The organism is Kitasatospora sp. NPDC059812, from assembly GCF_042732075.1.
Taxonomy (GTDB): Bacteria; Actinomycetota; Actinomycetes; order Streptomycetales; family Streptomycetaceae; genus Kitasatospora.
Genome location: NZ_JBHWIO010000003.1, coordinates 162,848 through 182,518, shown reverse-complemented (window position 1 = coordinate 182,518; position 19,671 = coordinate 162,848). Strand labels below are relative to the sequence as shown.

The 19,671-nt window shown below is 70.4% G+C and carries 17 protein-coding genes; 7 read left to right on the top strand and 10 right to left on the bottom strand.

The features are described 5' to 3' along the window. Positions 1–146 precede the first annotated feature (146 nt). The 3 genes from ACFV6D_RS02900 (at position 147) to ACFV6D_RS02890 (ending at position 1,377) form a co-directional block, all read left to right on the top strand. The gene (locus tag ACFV6D_RS02900; RefSeq protein WP_380424371.1) at positions 147–593 is read left to right on the top strand and encodes a hypothetical protein; all 447 of its coding nucleotides are present in this window, start codon (positions 147–149) and stop codon (positions 591–593) included. Positions 594–991: 398 nt separating this feature from the next. Then, complete coding sequence (locus ACFV6D_RS02895; protein ID WP_380557988.1) at positions 992–1,186, top strand: hypothetical protein; 195 nt, start codon at positions 992–994, stop codon at positions 1,184–1,186. Continuing rightward, positions 1,183–1,377 (top strand): hypothetical protein, encoded by a 195-nt coding sequence (locus ACFV6D_RS02890; RefSeq protein ID WP_380557985.1) that lies wholly within the window; start codon positions 1,183–1,185, stop codon positions 1,375–1,377. The genes ACFV6D_RS02895 and ACFV6D_RS02890 overlap by 4 nt, the downstream gene beginning before the upstream one ends. On the opposite strand, the gene ACFV6D_RS02885 is transcribed toward ACFV6D_RS02890, so the two are convergent. The 5 genes from ACFV6D_RS02885 to ACFV6D_RS02865 form a co-directional block, all read right to left on the bottom strand. Continuing rightward, on the bottom strand, positions 1,371–1,607 hold the full coding sequence (locus ACFV6D_RS02885; protein WP_063351744.1) for a hypothetical protein: 237 nt from the start codon (positions 1,605–1,607) through the stop codon (positions 1,371–1,373). The two genes, ACFV6D_RS02890 and ACFV6D_RS02885, sit on opposite strands and share 7 nt — an antisense overlap. Positions 1,608–1,921: 314 nt before the next feature. Further along, positions 1,922–2,179, bottom strand: coding sequence for a hypothetical protein (locus tag ACFV6D_RS02880; protein ID WP_380557983.1), 258 nt, complete (start codon positions 2,177–2,179; stop codon positions 1,922–1,924). An 82-nt stretch (positions 2,180–2,261) separates the two neighbouring features. Then, a complete protein-coding gene (locus ACFV6D_RS02875; RefSeq protein ID WP_380557980.1) occupies positions 2,262–2,645 on the bottom strand; it encodes a hypothetical protein in 384 nt (127 codons plus the stop codon). A 203-nt stretch (positions 2,646–2,848) separates the two neighbouring features. Then, positions 2,849–3,358, bottom strand: a complete 510-nt coding sequence (locus ACFV6D_RS02870; RefSeq protein WP_063351740.1) for a hypothetical protein — start codon at positions 3,356–3,358, stop codon at positions 2,849–2,851. A 633-nt stretch (positions 3,359–3,991) separates the two neighbouring features. Beyond that, a complete protein-coding gene (locus tag ACFV6D_RS02865) occupies positions 3,992–5,422 on the bottom strand; it encodes an alkaline phosphatase family protein (protein ID WP_380557977.1) in 1,431 nt (476 codons plus the stop codon). A 508-nt stretch (positions 5,423–5,930) separates the two neighbouring features. Here ACFV6D_RS02865 and ACFV6D_RS02860 point away from each other — a divergent pair. Continuing rightward, positions 5,931–6,371, top strand: coding sequence for a hypothetical protein (locus tag ACFV6D_RS02860; protein ID WP_380345399.1), 441 nt, complete (start codon positions 5,931–5,933; stop codon positions 6,369–6,371). Positions 6,372–6,633: 262 nt separating this feature from the next. Here ACFV6D_RS02860 and ACFV6D_RS02855 read toward each other — a convergent pair whose 3' ends face one another. The 3 genes from ACFV6D_RS02855 to ACFV6D_RS02845 form a co-directional block, all read right to left on the bottom strand. Further along, positions 6,634–6,927, bottom strand: a complete 294-nt coding sequence (locus ACFV6D_RS02855) for a DUF1330 domain-containing protein (protein ID WP_380494363.1) — start codon at positions 6,925–6,927, stop codon at positions 6,634–6,636. Continuing rightward, the gene (locus ACFV6D_RS02850; protein WP_380494371.1) at positions 6,878–7,915 is read right to left on the bottom strand and encodes an MFS transporter; all 1,038 of its coding nucleotides are present in this window, start codon (positions 7,913–7,915) and stop codon (positions 6,878–6,880) included. The genes ACFV6D_RS02855 and ACFV6D_RS02850 overlap by 50 nt, the downstream gene beginning before the upstream one ends. Positions 7,916–7,995: 80 nt before the next feature. Further along, complete coding sequence (locus ACFV6D_RS02845) at positions 7,996–8,382, bottom strand: helix-turn-helix domain-containing protein (RefSeq protein WP_380557974.1); 387 nt, start codon at positions 8,380–8,382, stop codon at positions 7,996–7,998. Between the two features lie 198 nt (positions 8,383–8,580). Here ACFV6D_RS02845 and ACFV6D_RS02840 point away from each other — a divergent pair, with 198 nt between their 5' ends. The 3 genes from ACFV6D_RS02840 to ACFV6D_RS02830 all read left to right on the top strand — a co-directional run bounded on the left by ACFV6D_RS02840 (position 8,581) and on the right by ACFV6D_RS02830 (position 11,853). Next, a complete protein-coding gene (locus tag ACFV6D_RS02840) occupies positions 8,581–8,892 on the top strand; it encodes a hypothetical protein (RefSeq protein ID WP_380486711.1) in 312 nt (103 codons plus the stop codon). Positions 8,893–9,644: 752 nt separating this feature from the next. Continuing rightward, on the top strand, positions 9,645–10,094 hold the full coding sequence (locus ACFV6D_RS02835) for a hypothetical protein (RefSeq protein ID WP_380557972.1): 450 nt from the start codon (positions 9,645–9,647) through the stop codon (positions 10,092–10,094). 247 nt (positions 10,095–10,341) lie between these two features. After that, entirely contained in the window at positions 10,342–11,853 is a 1,512-nt protein-coding gene (locus ACFV6D_RS02830) for an HNH endonuclease (RefSeq protein ID WP_380557969.1), read from the top strand. Between the two features lie 261 nt (positions 11,854–12,114). Here ACFV6D_RS02830 and ACFV6D_RS02825 read toward each other — a convergent pair whose 3' ends face one another. Further along, complete coding sequence (locus ACFV6D_RS02825) at positions 12,115–12,585, bottom strand: hypothetical protein (protein ID WP_380557966.1); 471 nt, start codon at positions 12,583–12,585, stop codon at positions 12,115–12,117. Between the two features lie 150 nt (positions 12,586–12,735). Then, entirely contained in the window at positions 12,736–19,326 is a 6,591-nt protein-coding gene (locus ACFV6D_RS02820) for an RHS repeat-associated core domain-containing protein (protein WP_380557963.1), read from the bottom strand. Positions 19,327–19,671 lie beyond the last annotated feature (345 nt).

Below are 19,671 nucleotides of genomic sequence, written 5' to 3'. Positions count from 1 at the left end.
CGCCCCCTCTAACCTACTCCACACAAAACCCACACCACAACCGCCCCCCCCCCTCACCCCTCCGGGGTGTCCGCGCCCGGGAAACCCGGGAGCGCGTCGGCACGCGGCATGGCAGGGTGAGCCCATGACCTCCCTCAGAAAGGGCGATGCCGCGTAGGCCGCCCGGCGCCCTGCGCGCCCAGACGCGGTACGCGCGGGGCTCGCAGCCCCGACCGTTCAGCCAGATCCGAGGCCTGCGGCGCAACGCCCAGGCCGCCGTACGACGCCTCGAAGCCCGGCGCTTCGAGCCCGGGTACCTGAGCAGGGCGCTTGGCCAGTACGAGGAATTCCTGCGCCAGCCCGGCCGGTGGCTGTACGTGCCCCTGCCGGACTGCCCCTGCCACGACGTCCTCGGCGCGCGCGACGAGATCGAGGCGATGCTCCCCGCCCTGCTACCGCGCGCCCGCTGCGAGTTGGGGCGGATCGTCGCCGGGCTCGACACAGAGTTCGAACGGCGCACGCTGCCGGACCCGTACGCCGCCCGGCGGCCGTCCTCCGTCCGGCCCGACGCGTCGGGGCGGCCATGGTGGTACCGGCGGCTGACCGGGCCGTGAGGGGCTGTCACCCTGGTGGGCGGCGGTCGTTGCTGGTCCTGCCACCAGAAACACGAGGAGTGCGACTCCGCCTCCAGCTCAAGCCGACGCTTAGCTTGTGATTTATCGTCCGGCTTCGAACAGGTGGGCCGGGTGATCACTCGTCCGGGTGTTCCCGGGACGGCGGTGCGGCCTTCGCGTGGTCCTGAACTCGACCAAGAGGAACAGGATTTGACGCGAAGACCGTGATGGTGGGTCTGGGTGAGTCTGGTGGAACAGGGCGGGCAGTGCGAGCCGTTCGCGGAACTGTCACGCTTCCGGGGGGTCTTCTACGACTGCCCGAGTGGACCAATCCGGGCCGGCCAGAGCGCCACGCCTACCCCACTGCGCACTCAGCAGGAGAGGAGCTTCCGCTGGAGATGACGGCGTATCACCGCTACCGCGCGGTGCCCCGCTTCGCGATCGACCTGAGCGGCAACCAGGACGGCACCATCCTCACCGCCTACGCCGCAGAGCTGCCCGATGTGATGGACCTGATCGCCCGTTGGGCGCCAGCCGTGCAGGCCCTGGCCGCAGCCGCTCTCGGCCCCCACCCCCAGGACGGCGGTCGGTGAGCGCCCGCAAGCTCACCAGCGGTGGGTTGGTGCTGTCGGCCGTCGGCGACGGCCCGGGTGGCGATCCCGCCGACCGCCGCGGCCTCCAGTACGGTGCCGGTTCCCTGCTGGGCGTCGGCGAGGCGTTCAGTGATGATGGTGGGCCGCACGACCGGCGGCCCACCATCAAGTGCGTTCCGGCGGCTCAGTAGAGGACTACGGAGAGCCGTGCCGGGCCGGTCTCGGTGGTGGTGTCGCAGAAGTAGACGATGGCCTGGTGGCTGTTCACATACGCCTGGCCGGCCGCGTGGCAGGCGGCGGCGGTCGGGTATATGCCGATGTAGGTGTAGGTGGACGCCTGGGCGGTCGGGGCGGCGATCAGGGCGCCGCCGGCCACGACCCCGGCCACGGCCACAGCGGAGAATGCCTTGCGAAGCGACATGAGTGGTCTTCCTCCCAATGGTGAGCGCCGGGGCCCGTGCCCCTGCGCTTCGCCGAGGAGCCTCCTCCGAATGTGAAGGCGAGGCAATGGTCGAGACCAATTCCGACCGGAAGCGGTGTGGTGTTTCTGTGACGGCGCAGGTCACGAGCTCGCCTGACGGGCTGGCGATCATCTTTCGGACAGTTCTTGCACTGTCCGGAACCTGACAGTCCGTTTTTACTGATTCGCCAGGATAGTCCCAGGCCGTTTCCCTGGTAGGAGCGCTTTCACGCCTGGGCTGGGACAGTGTTGGGACATCCGGCCCGGTCGGCTGGCTACCGGCCGGGTGCGGCGTCCTCGATGGCGGCGAGCAGGCGGACGTGGACGGCGCCGGCGGCTTCGCGGGTGGCCGGGTCGGGGTCGTCCAGCTGCGGGGCGATCAGCTCGACGGCTGCGGCGAGCACCGGCACGGGGACGGTCGCCTCGCGCAGGTGCTGGAGCTGGGGGGCGGCCCGCTCGCCGGGCGTGGCCTTGGCGCGGGCGTCGTGGATCAGGGCGCTGATCCCGCGGGGCAGGGGCTGGGTGTTGGTCACCCGGCTCATTCTCCCGTCAGCTGAGCGGTGATGATCACCACGGTCGGTCGTCCGCGCCCAGGCTCCTCAGGCGAGGTCGGTGTCAGGTTTTGCTCGGCACTACCTGCGCGTTGTCGAGGTGCAGGCGCAGCGTGCCGTCGACCGGACATCGCAGGCCGACCGACACACGGCGGACTTGGCCGTCCGCGTCGAGGGCGAGTGCGACTGCGGCCTGGAACGCGCCGTGCCCGGTTGGGCACGTGATGTCGGCTGGCTTGCGGAAGGCGTTGCTCAGCCGCGGGCGTGAAGGAGCGGGTTCCGCGAGTTCCCAGGTGGATCCGTCTGCGTGAACATCTCCGTCCGCTATGCCGAGCGGCAGGCAGCAATCCTCACAGAAGTACTCGTCTGCGCTCGATTCGAACTGGCTTTTGCGCTTGTCCCGCGCCAAATGATCTCGATCGACGGTGGGTTCCTCTGTTCGCGTCATGGCCAACCGGTACAACTTGCTGACCTCGCGGCTATGAAGCGATGTTTCGGTGGGGTACCCCAAGTGCCTAGATTCGTTTAGGAGTTCGCGGTTTGCACAGCCCTGAAACGCGCCGTCCTGCCGCCGTGCTGACGGCGCTGGCAGCGGGTGGAAGCCGATCCTCCCGCCCGCTGACTCCGCTCACCCGGAAGGGGGAGGCGCCGTCAACCTCGCTCGCCAGGATCGGCGGCGAGGCGGCCGAGCATCGCCATCACGGTGATCCGCGCGTCCTTGTCGTTCGTCACCGTGCAGTGGGCATCGACGCCTCGCGCGTCCGGTGCTTCATTCGGATCGGTCAGGCCGATCCGGATCAGGTCGACGGCATACTCGCGGCACTGGGAGTAGTCCTCTGCGGCGCGGACCGCCTCGACGTGGTCGATGTGGCCGGGGTCCGCAGCGCGCAGCAGCGCGGGGGTGGGCAGCGGGCCCAGTGCCTCTTCGATCCATTCCGAGACGGTCTCCCGGGGGCAGCCCTGTTCCAGCCGCGAAGTGCTCGCCGCGGTGAGCGCCAGGTGGATGAGGAGCGTCCCGAACCAGTTGGCGGCCTCGGCCGGGGGCGTGTCCGTGCCCGTCGGCGGCATCACGGCGCGGTACAGCGCAGCAGGGTCATCGGTGTGTGCGGCGGCGGCGACCGCCTTCACGGCGCTGCCGAGGGCAGCCTGGTCGATGGTCACGTCGGTGCTCTTTCCCTAGTCGGCAGCCGTCAACTTACCGCTCCGGCGCGGTCGAAGGACCCGTTAACGGACATTCTGTGGAATCAGCTCTGTCGAGGAGTGGTCGTCATCCGGTGGCTGTCGCGATCTGTTGTCCGGCTGCTGTGGCTGTTGCTCGTGCAGCGGCCTCTTCAACCTGGCGTCGGCCGGATTCACCTCGGCTCCAGATGAATGCGCGCCAACGACGTGGCGCGTCGCTGCTCCCGGAAATCGGTGGAGGGCCGGGGATCCTGTGGATCATCGCGCCGGCCGGTTCGTTCAAGCAGGGTCTTCGCACGAGAGGAAAGACCGGTGAGGTCATCCAGTATGTGCATCCTGCACTTCTTTTCCCAAGACAAGGGTATGGATTCGCAGGACCGCACGGTACCCGGTCGAAGTGCTTCGATGCAGTTCGAACCCCCAGCGGCCGTGGCCGTCGCGGGTTCAACATAGGCCTCCCGGACGGCACTCTCGGGGACGGGCGGCCACGTTGACGATCGGCAATAGCGTCGCGGTGGCTGGGTCGCCGCTCCGGCCCGAGACACGGCCGGGCCGGCGGTGCGCAGCGGCCTTCGGTCCGGGCCCTGGGCGAAGGCCGCCGAGTGCTACTGAGTGTTATCGGGGCAGGTGTGGCCGGTCGCCGGGCTCCTGGGTGGGGAACTGTTGGCCCGCGCCAGGAAGGGCGGGCGCCGGATAGTTCGCCACCTCGTACTTGGCCAGTTCGAGCTGCTCGGCGGTCGGGGGCAGCGCTGGGGCCCTGCACGCGCCGCCGTTGAACTGGAAGGCGGAGGTCAGGTCCCCGAAGGCGTTGCGACGCCAGTCGGTGACGGTGGCCGACCGGACTCCGGTGAACCGCTCCAGGAACTGCAGCACCGAGGTGTGGTCGAAGGCCTCGCCGGCGACCCAGCCGCCCACCGTCCAGGGCGAGATGATGATGCACGGCACTCGGAAGCCGCCGCCGATCGGCAGGCCGCCGACGAACTCGCCCGGCGTCGCGGCTGGGGGCACCGGCGGCGGCACGTGGTCGAACAGCCCGTCGTTCTCGTCGTAGTTGAGGATGAACACCGTCTTCGCCCAGACCTCGGGGTTCGACGCGACCGCCTCGATCTTGGAGGCGACGTAGTCGGCACCGGCGGCGGGCAGGTAGTCCGGGTGCTCGGACTGGTAGCTGGTCGGCAGGATCCAGGAGACGGCGGGCAACCGGTTGTTGCGCGCGTCGTCCTCGAAGGTGCCGGCCGGCCGGGCGGTCATGCCCTTGCGGTGCAGTGCGCTGCCGGGCGCGGCCTGCTGGAAGCTCCTGAAGAGCGAGAGCATGTTGGTGCCGTAGTTGTCGGCTTCCTGGTAGACCTGCCAGCTGACGCCGGCCGCCTCCAGCTGTTCGGGGTAGGTCTTCCAGGTCAGCGGCTCGGGCGCCGAGTTCTTGATGATCGGGCCGCCCTGGCCGCCGTCGGCTCCGATCGAACCCGTCATCCAGTACAGCCGGTTGGGCCAGGTCGGTCCCTGGACCGAGCAGAAGTAGTTGTCGCAGATGGTGAACGACTCGGCCAGGGCGAACTGGAAGGGGATGTCCTCCCGGGTGTAGTACCCCATCACGTACGGGCCGTTGACGCCGTCGGCGGACCGGTGCGCGGGCAGCCACCGGTCCATCTTCCCGCCGTTCCAGGCTCGGTGTTGCACCGACCAGGAGTGGCTGGTGGACGGGATCGCCTGGGCGCTCGTGGTGCGGGTGTCCAGGTGGAACGGCAGCAGGTAGCCGTCCGGGTTGACGCTGTCGGGCTGGTAGAACACCGAGCGCCCGTTGTCCAGCCGCAGCGCGTTCGGGTCCGCGAAGCCGCGAACACCGGCCAGCGTGCCGAAGTAGTGGTCGAAGGACCGGTTCTCCTGCATCAGCAGGACCACGTGCTCGACGTCCCGCAGCGAACCGGCCTTCGGCACCCCCGCCGCTACCGCCCGCTGGACACTCGGTGGCAGCAGGCTCATCGCCGCTGCCGCTCCCATCGCGCCGGCCGCCGATCCCAGCAGCCTCCGTCGGGTTATTCCGGACATCAGCCTTACCCTCTCCGTCGCGCCGGTGCGCGTGCGGGATGTCACCGCACCGGACTACCTGTGGCTTTCCCCCAGGAGCTCCGAGGCAGTGGAGATGACGGATGAACAGCCAAGGAATGTCAGGTACCCGCCAGGCGCTGCAGCCGCCCCCGCACCCCACTGCTGACAGCCCTGAAGCGATGCCCGAACGCCGGGCGGGGACGGGTCCGTACGGCGATGGCCGGGCGGCGCATCACCCGGTCCGAGCGGGGCCGGCCGAGGACCATCGCCCTTCTCCCATCTCCCACTGCCCGGCCGCGATCAATCTGACGACCACGTTGGTGCCGCCCAGGCCCGAAGACAAGCGACGTCACTACTGCCCGATAGATCCGGAAACGACAAGTTCGCGGAAGTGTTCAGCGAACGGAGCTCCTGGAACGCATGGGACAGGTAGGCCTCCGGGGCACGGTCACCTGGTTGCCGAGGCCCTGGTGCGCGGGGTGGCGGCCGGGCAGGCTAGTTTGTCCGGGTGAGTCTCCTTGATGATGTGGCCAAGCGCGACGGCTGGCGATGCTGGGTGTGCGACGAACCGGTCGACCCCGACAAGTCGGTGAACGATCCCAGGGGGCCCAGCGTTGACAGCCGGACCGCCGACCGGAAAGCCAAGGTCGCCGAGCGGCTCGCGCACCGCGGGTGCAACAGCCGCAAGGGCGCGGTCAAGGTGGTCATCGCCTGGCCGGACCGCCTGTACGTGGCCGAACCCGCGCCGCTGATCACCGTTGCCGCGAGGCTGGAGCGCAAGGGCGGCCGCGAGATGGTGGGCCGTTGTCCGACCAGGCAGGACGCCCAGGAAGCGGCGGATTGGCTGGTGGACCGGTTCTCCCGACTGACACCGGGGCTGCCGGTGACCGCCGACATCGAGGCGGGCGGCGGCCAGTTCCTCGTCATCCTGGCCACCGGCCGCCGCTGACCGGGGACCACCAGCGCACACTCGCGCCGAGCTGAACCGTCGGCCCACATCGACCCGCCCTGACGAAGGCTGACCCACGGCCGCGTGACGGGCTGCTGCCTGCTCTGCGCCCTGCTCGTCCTGATGAACCTCGAACTCGACCGCTGACAGGCGATCAAGGCCGAAGACCGCCGCCCACGGCCGGCACGAGCACCCACGAACCCCGCCGCACCAGCGGAAACCAGGATGGTGGATCTTCAGTGAAGATCCGACTGGACCTCGGTCAGTCGATGCCTTCGACGATGCGGAAGTCGCGCCCGACGCCGTCGGAGAGGGAGACCAGCGCCTCCTGGTAGGCCGCACTCTCGCGGGCCGCGGCGGCCTGCTCGAAGCTGTCGAACTCGATCAGGATGGTGCGCTCGGCGATTCCGGCGTCGTGTGCGACGACCCGACTGTCACGGGCGAGGACCCGTCCGCCCCCGGCCTTGACGGCCGGACCGGCCAGCTTGTTGTAGGCAGCCAGCTTCTCAGGGTCTGAAATGGTGCGGTAGACGCTGACCCAGTACCCCTTGGGCATGGAACCTCCAGTGTTGGGATGGTGCATCTGACTTACGGGTTGGTCTCGGACGAGCGTCGGCGGGCGAGAGCGAGGCGTGAGCTTGCCGGCGACGAACCCCAGCACCGAGAACGGGATGAGGACCAGCCCGGCGACGAAGGTTGTCAGCCCGAAGCCGTAGCCGGCGCCGTGCGGCGTCTGCGCGTACCGGGTGATGAGCGTGAGCAGGAGGTACATGCCGATCCCGCCGACGAACATGGCGAGGTTCGCCCCGGCGGCCGCCGGGTGCCGCACCGCCCGCACATCGACCAGGGGCGTCGTGCTGCGCAGCTCGATGACGGCCCAGACGCAGAGGAGCACCACCGCGACGACGGCGAGGCCTGCCACCACGGCGAGGTGCCGGCTCCACAGATTCCGTTCGCCGGCGAGGAACAGCACCAGGAGCAGCGCAGCGGCCGCTTGCCACGTCCACGTGGGCGGAGCGGTCTTCGGGGGCTTCGGGCATGGAGCGCCACGCGGTCAGGAGGGCGGCGGCGGTGACGACCAGGCCGAGGCCGTAGGCGGCCCGTACCCCGCCGAGCTCGGCGAGCAGTGCGGCCAGCGGGTAGCCGACGCCGGCCCCGATGATCGAGACCACCGAGATCAGGGCGATCACGGCCGCGCTGCGCTCCTCGGGGAGGTGGTCCCGGGCCACGCCCATCATCAGCGCCGTCAGCCCGAGCCCGACGCCCTGGGCCGCCCTGCCGGCCAGCAGCCACGCGAACGGCAGCGGCAGCACGGTGAGCGCGCTGCCGGCGACGACGACCGCCAGCGTGGCGAGGATCGTGGCCCGCCGGTGCGGGCCGGCTCCGAGCCGGCCCAGGACCGGCGTGGCGACGGCGCCGCTGAGCAGCGCGACGGTCAGCGTCCACTGCGCGCTGCCGAGCGAGACGTGGAACGAGGTCGCCACGCTGGTGATGAGCGGCGTCCCGAGACTGGCGACCGCCGCCACGACCAGAGCGATGAACATCAGGGCGGGGACCAGCAGCCGCGCCTCGGAACGCGCCACCGGGAACGCCGCCGCCGCGACCGCGCCGACCGGCTGCCCGGTCACTGCTTCGGCCCTTCGCGGTCCTGGCTTTCGAGCCCTGCCAGATGCTTCAGCGCCGGAAGGGCCGCCACCAGCGCCTCGACCTCGTCGCCGGTGATCCGCGCGAGTGTCCACCGCTGGTCGACCCGGCCGTGAACCAGCGGGCCGCTATCCAAATCCCGTTCCAGTCTGGAGACCTGTGCGCCGCTGAGCCTCGACCATCCCGGTGTTCCTTTTGAGAGAACTCCGGCTTCGCCGCGCTCGCACCACTGCCGGCGCCAGCGCTTTACGGACCGCTCGCTGACCCGCAACGAGGCGGCGATCTCCCGGTTCTTCTGCCCTCCTGCGAAGCGTTCCACGGCCTGGAGCCGGACCCGCTCCCTTGCGGCCCTCCCAGCGTCGGTCAACCCGCCACCGTGTGCGTATCTCACGCCCCCAGGGCTATCGGAACCACCCAACAGCTGTCAGGTGAACGGCACCGAAGCCGCTCGATCAAGTTCGGTGGTGGCTTGGAACACGTGATCACGTGTGTGAGGATCAGGCCGCGTACGCCTGTGGACGGTGTTTGCGTGTGAGACCGCCCTCAAGGGCAAGAAGAGGTGGAGATGTTCGCTGGGGGAACTGCGCGGCTGCTGGTCGGAAACGACGGTGAAGCGCCGCTGAAGCTGGCCGTGGAGCCCTGGGCGGATACCTACCGGATTCCGCCGGGGCAGACCCGCGCCATTGTCACTCACTCACCAGCAGGCGACGGTTCCTGGTCCGGGACGTTGCGTGGGGACGAGCCCTTCCAGGTCGACCATCGGCGGGATTCGGTCACGGTGTGGGCCAACGGCCACTGCTTCCACCTCAATGACATGCTGGGCAACGCGATCGATGCAGCCGACTGGCAGTGCCCAGTTCAGGGCCCGGACTCGTGAAGGCGGCTCGGAGCGGCGGCTGATCACGTGCTGGCAGGTTCCGACCCTGGAGTTCGCGGGCGAGGTCTTCGGCAAGGCTGTCCTTCTCGGATCAAGAGTTGATCTTGTCCTGTTGCTGGCCGAGAGCAATGGCTTGCCCGCCAAGACGAATTCCTGCCGGCCGACGTCAGGAGCACCATTCTGCGCTGCAGCGCGGAAGCGGGATTCGGCCCCGATGCCGCGTGCTGACCCACTCGGTCCCAAGGACCGTGCCGTCCAGGCCGGGCTGGTGCCGATCATGAGGGCGGACAACTGGCCCCTGTCCGAGGACTACAGGCTGGCGGCGCTCGTGTGCTCACCAAGGACCTGTCCGCCTCCGGGGTGGCCCCGCTGGATGTCAGTGGGCAAGTGGAGAAGGGAGGATCAGCACCACGCGACGGGGGAGCGGCCCGGTCGGGTCGACCAGCCGCCGTCGGCCCGGTTGGGGGGTGCGGGTGCGGGGGGAAACGTTCCGCTGGCCGGTGTGAACAGTAGCCCCGATGCCAGCCGACCAGGCCCTGGGCCGGACGGTCCTCGACTGCCCGCCGGCGGACGGCGCCATCTGGATGCGCTGGACTGGCCATGACGGCATTCGCGCTCTCCACCACGGCGCCGGCCTCGCCCGCGGAGAGTGCCCATGCGTCGTGTCGGCCCGGACTCGCGGTCATGGCGGTCGGCGAGGTGGAATGAGTCCGACCGGACCATAGGTCTGACGAGTGGACTGGAGTGCTTGGGTGGGGACGATTCTCAAGGGCGTAAGCCGTGTGCGCTGGGACGAGTTGAAGCATGCCTATGGATCTGCGGCAGATGTTCCCGGCGTGCTGTCGCGGATCGCATGGGGCGACGCCCTCGCGAGTGCGGCAGCCCTGAGCGATCTCGCCCTGTGGATTGGTGAGTTGGCGGTCTTCGATGCGACTGCCGCCGCTGCTCCCTTTCTGTGGGACCTCGCGGTCACCGAGACCGTGACGTCGCGGGCCGGGGTGATCGAGTTGCTGCAGACGATCCTCGAACACGGCAATCCGCGGCAGCCGAAGGTGCAACTGGAAGCCCACCAGACCGTGCTGAGCCGCCGACCGACAGCGGACCGGCTGACCCACGACAGCGACCCTGCGGTGCGAGTAGCGGCTCAGGACCTGCTGGCCGCGATCGACAGCCACCCGGGCGAGTCCTGCTACCGGGCCTGACACAAGAGCCTTCCTTGGCACTCCGGTGTCGGCCGTCGGCCTGGTGGTGCTCCTCGCTGCCCGTCTGGGATCTCCGGGGATCGCTCGACGCCGGCCTTGTCCCGGGCCCGCTGCGCCCCCGGCTGCGGTCGCCGTCCGGGACCACGGGGGCCTCCGGACGAGAGGCAGCCACCGGACGGCTTCTGTCGGTGACGGGTGATAGATGTTCACCAGGGCCGGGTGGCATGGCAGACAGGGGGAGGGCGCAGTGTCGGATGTGGTGATGTGCGGTCCGTTGGGAGATATCGCGCGGCAGGCAGGGCTGCAGGACGGTATCCACACCGAGGACGTCTATGCGGCGGCCCTGTGCTGGTGGGCGGCCGCCGTGGCCCCCTCGGCGGTCCTGCCGGTCGGCCACATGGAATGGCCTTGTCTGGTGTGGGCAGCCTTCCTGGCCGACGACGCCCGGCCTCCACTGGTCACGGCCCTGGCCACAGCCGGTATGGACTCCAGCCGTTTTCGCCGGCTCACCAGCCACCACGACATCACCACCACGGACAGGCTGCGGGCCGCTTGGCGCCGGTCCGCCCGGAGTACCCGGCCCGGCACCGGCTTCTCTCTGCTGCTCACCGGCAGCCCTGTCAAGCACCGCCCGTCGAGGACGTTTTCCGATGACTCCCTCGCGTACGCGTTGCGTACGGCCTGGGACGGCGACGAGTACCGCAACCTCGAACATCAGCGTCGTTCGCGCGCGGGCGGCCAGGCGGGGGAGGCCCCCAAGATCGGGGTGCTGTGGGAGATGCCGGCGGGCGACTGGAGGTACAGAGCACAGACGGAAGCGGCCTCCTCCAGCAGATTCCTGGTCTTCCGCCGGAAAGAGGTAATCCCCGGCGCCACGCTCCCCGGCCGCCGGATAGTGCCGGTGGCTTCCCAGGCCGTCGAGGGCCTCGCCCGGATCTACGACAGCCTGTCGCACCAACAGGTGCAGTTCACGATGACGGGTGAGGCCGCCGCGAAGTTTTGGCCGGTCCAGCTCAGCGCTGCTCGCTTCGACGACCAGGAGTCCCTGCCGGAGGACCAGTTCGTCCGACTGGACGCCCACACCCACCGGATCGCGGCAGCGCTCGCCCTCGCCGAGGACACGGACGTGATCACCGGCGGCCACATCGAGGCGGCATGGTCCCTGGTTGCTCGTTCTGGCCGGGATCGGGCCCGATTGCTCTGCCCTGATGCCCTGGACCTCGTCGGCGGCATTCTCGACGAGATCGGCGGGCAGGTCCGGACCGCGACCGGCTCGCCGCAGGCCCTGCCGCTGGGAGAACTGTTCCCGCCGGGTGGTCTCCATGCCGCCAGCGCGCCCGCCGCGGTGCCCGCCAGCGGGGTAAGGGACAGGAAGGGCCGGGTCAGGCGTGACGGGGCGGTCGTTCAGGACGTCAAGGACTGGTACGGCAACCAGTGCCAGATGTGCGGCAGCGTCCTGGGAATCCCGGGACCACGCCAGACGATCAGCGAAGGTGCTCATATCCGCCCGCTGAGCCAAGGCGGACCCGACTATACCGGCAACGTCCTGTGCCTGTGCCCGAACTGCCACACGCAGTTCGACCAGGGCGGCCTCTACCTGACCGACGACCTGCGCGTCGTGGAAACGGTGACCGGCACAGTGCGGCAGCGTCTGGAAACGGAGCCCGGCCATGACGTCGGCCTGGAGTACGTTCGCTGGCACCGTGCGCGATGGGCACGGTACATCCAGCCCGTCAGGCAGACGGGCGGAGGGCGCTGACGGACGCTATGCCATTGCGGAGAGGCGGAGTTCGCGGGCTATGGCCGCGCAGCTGTCCGTTGCCGGCGACCGGCTGGGCTCGTTTGATGCGGGGCCGGCTGCACGGCCAGAACCGGGCGGCTCGCCCACACGGCTACGGGGCTGCCGAACGGTGACGGTCGTCGACCTCCAGTACCACCCGGATCACGCGGCAGCCGGGGCGTCGGCGTTGGTCAGCCCGGGAGTCGGACCCGCTGGAGGAGCCACTGCGTATCCTCGCTGTCAGCCCGGGAGGCCCAGCAGGTCGCGTAGGGCCTGGTCCTCTCGGACAGCGCCGGGTGGAGCCGCCCGTTCGAGGGCGGCCACGAGTCGCTGCCGGTCCCGCCGCCGCACGGCCAGTAGCGGGATCCGGCAGCGTGCCCCGGTGTGGCTCTCGAGTAGGAGGGTGTGCGGCCCCCGGCCGGCGTCCGCCTCGGCCGTCACCGAGCGCAGCTCCGCCAGCGGGACGGAGGTGCGGTGCAGGCCTCGGCGGACGGTGATCCGGCCGCGGCCGACGGCGACGGAAAGGAGGAGCACCAGCGCGGGTGCGAGGGCGCTCACGACCGCTGCGGCGGCGTACACCGGGGCCGTGGGGCCGCCGTCGAGCGCCTTGGGTAGGGAGATCAGCAGGCCGCCCGCCGTGAGGGGCATTCCGAGGAGCGGGTTCGGCCGTACGGAGATCGGCGCGGACGGGGGTAACGCCTTGTCGGTCATGTGCCGTTCCTGTCGTCGAGAGGTACGGAGCGCGAGCCACCGCGAGCGGCGGGCCGCCCCCGCGAGGGGAGGCGGCCCGCCGTGGTGTCGTCGAAGGGACAGTATCGAGTCGGCCGTAGCCGGTGTGCACCGGCCGGGAACCGGGGCCGGTCAGCCCTCGCAGATCTTGCGCCAGACGTCCAGGCTCTTGTCCGTCCGGGCCGGGAGGACGCCCCTCAGCGCGCCCAGCCCCTTCAGTCCGAGGGGTGACGCCGCGACGTCCGCCGTCAGGTAGCCGGCCGCCTCCCCGCAGTCCCAGGCGGACGTTCCGCTGCTGCACTTGTCGGCCACCAGGCCAACCTGGGTGACGGTGGTCACCAACCAGGCTGCCCCGGAGATTCCCCCGGCGACGGCCGCGCAGGGCAGCGCGCCCACGATGGCGCAGCCCGCCGCCACCGTGCCGGAGACGGCCCAGACAGCTGTGGCGACAGAGTTGATGTGCGAGATCACGTCGGAGTGGTCATGGGCGAACTTCTTGACGCTGCTCCAGCCCCAGAGCCCCGCCGGGTCCGTCTGGTTGAGCGGATCGGCGTTGGCGTAGCCGTATGCGCTGAGGGTCTGTTCGACCACCGGGTCGACGCTGAGGAACTGAGCCGTGGCCGGGTCGTAGGAGCGGGCCCGGAGGTACACCAGGCCGCTCTCGTCGTCGCTGTACTGGCCCGCGTACCGCAGCGCGGTCGACGCGGAGCCCGTGTGGGAACTGACGGCGCCGTAGGGCGTGTAGGCGTACGCTCCGGCCACGGAGCCCGAGGCGTCGGTCAGGGCCCGGGTGGAGCCCAGCTGGTCGTGGAAGAACCAGAGGGTGCCCGTGCCGGTGATCTGCTCGACCGGCAGGTCGTCCGGTCCGTAGACGTACGAGGACGAGCCGTCGGAGAGCAGGTCGGGGATCTGCTGCGCGTCCCAGGTGTAGGAGACCGTGGTCGTCCCGGTGGTCTTCCGCGTCCGCAGGCCGGTGCCGTTGTACGTGTAGGCGCTGGTGGTCCCGCCGCTGCTCACACCGGTCAGGCGGTTCGCCTGGTCGTACGTGTGGGTGACAGCGGTGCTCCCGGTGGTGGCCTTCGTGCGGTTGCCCTGCGGGTCCCAGGTGTACGCGGTCGCGCCACTGGGCGGGGCGGTGCAGGACGGTGTGGCCGGCACCGGGCCCGGGGTGCTCCAGCAGAGCTGGTTGGCCGTGTCGAAGGCCTGGCCGGTGGCTCCGGTCCGGACGGGGTTGTCGGCGGCGTCGTACGTGTAGTCGGTCGTGGCCGACCCCGAGGTGGCGGACTTGAGCTGGTTCAGCGCCGTGTACTGGTAGGTCTGGGCGCTGCCAGGCACACCGCTCGGGGTGTCCGAGTTGACGCGGCCCGTGTTGTCCCGGGTGTAGGTGAGCGAGACCAGTGTCGAGGTGCCGCTGGTCAGCCGGTCGGCCAGCGGCTGCCCGGCGTCGTCGAGCGTTGTGGTGACAGCGGTTCCGTTCGGGACGGCCGTGGACGTCCAGTGACCGGCCTGGTCGTACCCGAACCCGGTGGTCTTTCCGTTCCAGTCCTTGATCGCGGTCAGGCGGTTGGCCTTGTCGAAGGTGCGGGTGACCGTCTGGGCGCTGGCACCGGGGTAGGTGATCGAGGTTTCGTTGCCGTTCTCGTCATAGCCGTAGCCGGTGACCGCTCCGGCGCCGTCGGTCAGCGAGACCAGCTCGCCGAAGGCGTCGTAGGCGCGCCGGGAGGTGCCGGTGCCGTCGGTCATCGAGCTCTGTCGACCGGCCGCGTCGTAGCCGATCGCGGTGACTGGCGGGGTGGCGGTGTCCGAGTAGGCCACCGAGGTGGGCTGGTTGTTCGCGTCGTAGCCGAAGGCGGTGGCGCGTCCGCTCGGATCGGTCGATGCCGTGCGTCGTCCGGCCGCGTCGTAGGCGTTCGCGGTGGCGCGGCCCAGCGGGTCGGTGCGCAGGGTCTGCCGCTTCTGGGCGTCGTACGCGTAGACGGTGGCCGCGCCGAGTCCGTCGACCGTCCTGGCGACCGTGCCGTCGGGGTTGTGGTCGGTGGTCAGCACCGTCCCGTCGGGCCGCGTCACCTTGGTCTGGTTCCCGAGGGCGTCGTATGTGTAGTGGGTGGTGTTGCCGTTCGGGTCGGTCGTCGAGGTGCGGTGCCCGTCGGCGTCGAAGGCGGAGGTGCTGGTGTGGCCGAGCGGGTCGACGGCGCCGGTCCGGTTGCCCCACGCGTCGTAGGAGTAGGTCGTGCAGCCCTTGGCAGGTGCGGTGCAGCCTGGTGACGTACCGGCGGCGACACCGTCCGGGGCCACCTCGGAGGTCAGCAGGCCTCGGGCGGTGTCGTACCCGTACTTGGTGGCATTGCCCAGTTCGTCGGTCGCGCTGATGACGGCGCCGGCCGGGTCGTAGGTCTTGCGGCTCGCGTTGCCGCGCGGATCGACCGCGCGGGTCGCGTCGCCCGGGTGGGCCGCGTCCTCGTAGTACACCGCGGTGGTCCGGGCCGGCAGCGATTCGTCGACCGGCTGGCGGACGACGCCGGTGAGCAGTCCGAAGCCCTCGCTGCCGGTGTTGGTGCCGCTGCCGGTCGCGATGTGGCCGGCCTCGTCGTAGGCGTAGGAGGTCCGGAGTCCGCTCGGGTCGATGACGGTGCGGAGGTTGTCCGCGCTGTCGTAGGACTTGACGGTGGTGAACCCGCGGGCGTCGCCGGCCGACGTCTCGTTGCCGTGGTCGTCGTAGGTGTAGGTGCGCAGGTTGCCGACGGGGTCGGTCTGTGCCGTGACGCCGAGGCTGACCGGGTCGTAGGTGTAGTTCCAGGTGCCCGCGTCGGCGGTGCCGTAGCCCTTGGTCTCGGACTGCAGGAGTCCGTTCTGGTAGGTGTCGAGGGTCTTGTGGCCGGCCGGGTCGGTGACCAGGGTCTGGCCTGCGACCAGGTTGCCGCCGCTGTCGGGCCCGTAGGTGAAGGTCGTGGTGCCGCCGACCTGATCGGTCTGCACGAGGACGCGGCCGGCGGTGTCGTACGTCATGGAGACGACTGGCGTCGGCGTGGCGGTGGACCCGTACTGGGACGGCTGGCGCATGGAGTTGAGCAGGTGGTTGCCGGTGTAGCCGTACTGGAAGTGGTCGTCGTCCTTGAGGACGGGGCTGCGGGTGGTGCCGGCGCCGTAGACGTCGGTGAGGTTGCCGTTGGCGTCGTAGCCGTAGCTCACCTGGCGGCCCGCGCTGTCGGCGAGGCCGGTGACGTGGTTGCCGGTCCAGGTGAGGGTGTAGCTGCGCCCGCCCGGGTCGGTGATGGTGGCCAGGTGGTCGGCGGCGTCGTAGCCCAGGGTGGTGGCGTAGGGCGGGGAGGCCTTGCTGCCGGCGAGGTCGGTCTCGCTGAGCAGGTGCCCGGTGCCGGCGTCGAAGGTGAAGATCTCCTTGGACTTGCGGGCGAAGGTGTAGGCGGTGCCGTTCTTGGCGAGGGTCGCGTTGAAGCGGGGCGCCGACGGTGCGTAGCTTCCGGAGGTGTTGACGAAGGCGACCTGGGAGCCGTCTTCCTGGCGGATCGTGACGTTGCCGGTGGCCGGGTCGGTGACGGCGCTCAGGTTGTAGGAGTGGGTCCAGCCCCAGCCGAACGGTCCGTCCGCGGCCAGGGCGCCGCCCGGGCCGGCCGGGTCGGCGACGGCGGAGGCGTAGGTGCGGGTGAAGGCGAGTGGCTTGCCGCGGCCCGGGGTGGTGAGGTCGGTGAAGGTCTCACCGAAGTAGCCGGTGCTGGTGTCGACCGGGTCACCGGCGGTGCGGCGTACGCAGCCGCACTGCACCCACGAGGGGTTGCTGCCCTTGGGGGCGTCCTGGATGCCGGGCGGTCCGCCGATGGGCTGGCCGGGGGTGCCGCCCATCGGGATGAAGGCGACCGCGTCGTAGGCGACGTCGTAGTCGGCGAAGTTGATGTTGCCGGCGCCGGTGATCTCGCTCTTGTTGGTGAGCTGGAGGTTGCCGCCGTTTCGCATCGCGAAGTTGCCGATGGTGACCCATTCCTCGGTGCCCCAGTTCTGGTTCACCCGGATCTTCCACGGTGCCACCCCGCCGCCGGGGTTGATGGTGTAGACGACGTTGGAGGCGGTGGCGGCCGTGGAGGGGAGATGGATCTTGATCTTGTAGTACTGGAGCTTGGGCAGGTTCGGCGTCCAGGTCCCGGTGTTGATCAGGTCCGGGTTGGCGCCGTCCTCGGTGTGGGTGAACAGGACGCGCCCGCCGAAGCCGACACCGAGCTGATGGGTGTCGATCGCGCCGATCTTGTCACCGGCGGCGTTGGTCCCGTACGCGTACGTGAAGGTGCCGCCCTGGGACCAGTTGGCGGGCGTGCCGCAGCCGACCAGGTTGAGCGGTGGCTGGGGCTGCGACTCGTCGACGACGATCGGGGCTCCGTATCCGGCGTTGCCGACCTTGGCGGAGTCCAGGGCGCAGGTCGGCGGGTGCGGGTGCGGTTTGACGACGGCCGGTTCGGTCGAGCCGGCGGCCGCCGTGTAGGCACTGGTGGCGCAGGTGGCGGAGCAGTCGGGTACGAAGGTGACGGCCTGGTGCCACCAGCACTGGAAGCTGGCCAGGGTGCAGTACTTGGCGTTGGCGGCGCCGGTCGGGTCGCACTTGTTGTCGGCGGTGCAGAAGGCGGTGACCGGCGGGATCTGCAGCCAGGTCTTGCCGCCGTGGTAGTCGGGCTTGGTGTAGGCGGGCTGGTTGAACCGGAGGATCGGCTGGCCCATCCAGCCCGTGATCCGCTCCTGGTAGGGCCAGCTGCCGGGGTGCGCGGCGTCGCCGTAGCTGTTCTTCAGATACGGCGCGCGGGTCGGCGGGTAGTCCGGGTTGCGCGGGTTGTTGGCCCAGCCCAGGCCCCAGTTGCCCTCGGCGCTGGTGCAGGTCGGGCTCGGCACGCAGCCGGTGGTGTTGCCGAACTTGGCGGTGGGCTGGATTCCGGAGTTGTAGGCCCAGGCGGCCAGGTACCAGTTCTCCAGGTAGCGCGGGTTTCCACCGTTGACGGTGATGCCGGCGTCGTAGAGCTGGTTCCAGGTCCGCTCCAGGATCTGCAGACCGGCGGAGACGTTCTCCTGGTAGTCGACGGCGATCTTGGTCTGGCCGTTGACCGAGTAGACCGTGTCGCCCTTCGACATGCCGTTGGTGATCTGGCCGAGGCCGTAGCCGCAGTCGGCCTTGGTGTAGTCCATCTTGGAGATGGAGCCGCCGGCGCCGTAGTAGTCGCCGACCAGCGCACCGCCCGCGATGCCGGGCAGGGCGTGCCAGGACGCCTGGCTGTAGTTGCTCTCCTGGGCCACGATCGCCTGGTAGACCGAGCGCGGCACCGAGTCGAAGGTGTCGCCCGCCGGGTGTTTGAGCGGCAGCCTGGGGAAGTCTCCGTTCGGTGCGAAGGCGGCCAGGCCCAGGTTCGCGAACCCGGCCGGCCGGGTGTAGGGGGAACCGGTCAACAGGCCCTGCTCGGCCATCTCGATGGCCCAGGACACCTGTGCGGTGCCCGGCTGCATCACCTGCCGGTTCTCGGCCAGCCGGTCCACCGCGCACTTCGGCGCCGCGGCGGCAGCCGTGGCCGGGGAGTCGTCGGTGCTTCGCGCGTCCGTCTCCCCGGGGGCGGGCGCGGGCGCCGCGGCGGCGCCCTGCTCCGACACGATGCTGCCGGCTCCAGCCGGAACCGGCGCGAGGGGCGGAACCGCGGTCGACACGGACACCGTGCCGGGGGCAGCGTCTCGCTTCAGGAGCGTGTCACCCGCGGTCGTGACCACCAGCGGGGCCGACACGGCGGTGTCCGGCCCCAGGCCCAGCAGGGCGGCGCCGTCCAGGGACACGCCGACGGCGCCCGAGGGCAGCTTGCCGGTGGAGACGTTGCGGATGCCGGACTTCTCGGCCAGCTTGGTGGCTCCCAGGGCGACGGACTCGCCACCCCGGCCCTGCATCAGCCGTAGCGCCTCCCTGGGGCCCTCGCCGAGGGGGGAGAGCCTGCCGTCCCGTTCACGCATCAGGAAGGAGGTCGGCCCGCCGTCCTTCTGTACGACGAAGTCGACCCCGCCGGCGGTCGGACGCAGGTCGTAGGCGAGGCCGTCGACCTGCGCGATCCTCACCGGCTCGGCGGGTGTCTCGGCCGAGGACGCGGGAACGCGGACCAGGGAGGCGCCCTGGGCGCCGACCGGGCCGTCGGGGGTCGGGACGACCGATGTCACCTGGCCGGCCACCGTGGTGGACGCCTTGATCTCGCCGGTCGGCAGATCGACTGTCAGGACCTGGGTGAGCCGCTGGTCGCTTCCGGGGTTGACCGTGAACATCGCGGTCTGTCCGGTACCGCAGCCGGGCGAGTGGTACTTGAGCGCCACTCCGGCGGCCACGGGCTTCACCGCGCCGCTGGACAAGTCCACCGAGTACGCGACGGCACCGTGGTCACGCGCCTCGGCCCGGTTGACGGCGCCGGCGGGCAGCACCGTGACGGCAGCGAACCTGCCGTCGCCGGACACACACTGGTAGCCCGTCCAGGACGCGTCGTCGATACCCGCGGGGCGCAGCAGCGCCGTCTCGCGCCACCGGTAGCCGCCGGCGCCGGTGGCGATGTCGAGGTGGTAGCCCGAGCCGTCGCCCCAGCCGTTGACCAGGACGTCCTCGGCGGGGCCGAGGGCACCCTCGGGCGCGGTGGCCGACGGCTGTTCCGGAGGGGCCGCCGCCCGGGCGGGGCTGGTCGCGGACATCACTCCCGCGATCAGGGCCATGCTGAGAAGAGCCGTCCCGGGTAATCCCAGGACCGGCGATTTTCGTGAGGACACGTGTTCTCGTACCTCTCGGAGTGTTCGGGTGACGGAACAGCTGCCCCCCTGGAGGGGGAGGGCTCGACGATTCCCCCGTTCCGGCGGACCTGCCGGGGTGACGCCGAGCGACCGTGCGGGTGCGACCGGGGGCGACGTGTCCGTGGTCGCCGGCGCAGTGCTTCGACGGGTTCGATGGTGATCCGCGTGCACGTGCCGGGGGGGCGGGGGGGGGGGCCCCCCCCGCGGGGGGGGCGGGGGGTGGGTGGGGCCCCCGCCCCCCCCCCACCACGACGCGCACCACCCGAGGCG

Coding starts and splice junctions, on each gene's coding strand:
- ACFV6D_RS02825 (WP_380557966.1), bottom strand. CDS start 12,585: ATGACCGACAAGGCGTTACCCCCGTCCGCGCCGATCTCCGTACGGCCG.
- ACFV6D_RS02855 (WP_380494363.1), bottom strand. CDS start 6,927: ATGCCCAAGGGGTACTGGGTCAGCGTCTACCGCACCATTTCAGACCCT.
- ACFV6D_RS02865 (WP_380557977.1), bottom strand. CDS start 5,422: ATGTCCGGAATAACCCGACGGAGGCTGCTGGGATCGGCGGCCGGCGCG.
- ACFV6D_RS02895 (WP_380557988.1), top strand. CDS start 992: ATGACGGCGTATCACCGCTACCGCGCGGTGCCCCGCTTCGCGATCGAC.
- ACFV6D_RS02820 (WP_380557963.1), bottom strand. CDS start 19,326: ATGGCCCTGATCGCGGGAGTGATGTCCGCGACCAGCCCCGCCCGGGCG.
- ACFV6D_RS02840 (WP_380486711.1), top strand. CDS start 8,581: ATGTTCGCTGGGGGAACTGCGCGGCTGCTGGTCGGAAACGACGGTGAA.
- ACFV6D_RS02875 (WP_380557980.1), bottom strand. CDS start 2,645: ATGACGCGAACAGAGGAACCCACCGTCGATCGAGATCATTTGGCGCGG.
- ACFV6D_RS02900 (WP_380424371.1), top strand. CDS start 147: ATGCCGCGTAGGCCGCCCGGCGCCCTGCGCGCCCAGACGCGGTACGCG.
- ACFV6D_RS02850 (WP_380494371.1), bottom strand. CDS start 7,915: ATGTTCATCGCTCTGGTCGTGGCGGCGGTCGCCAGTCTCGGGACGCCG.
- ACFV6D_RS02885 (WP_063351744.1), bottom strand. CDS start 1,607: ATGTCGCTTCGCAAGGCATTCTCCGCTGTGGCCGTGGCCGGGGTCGTG.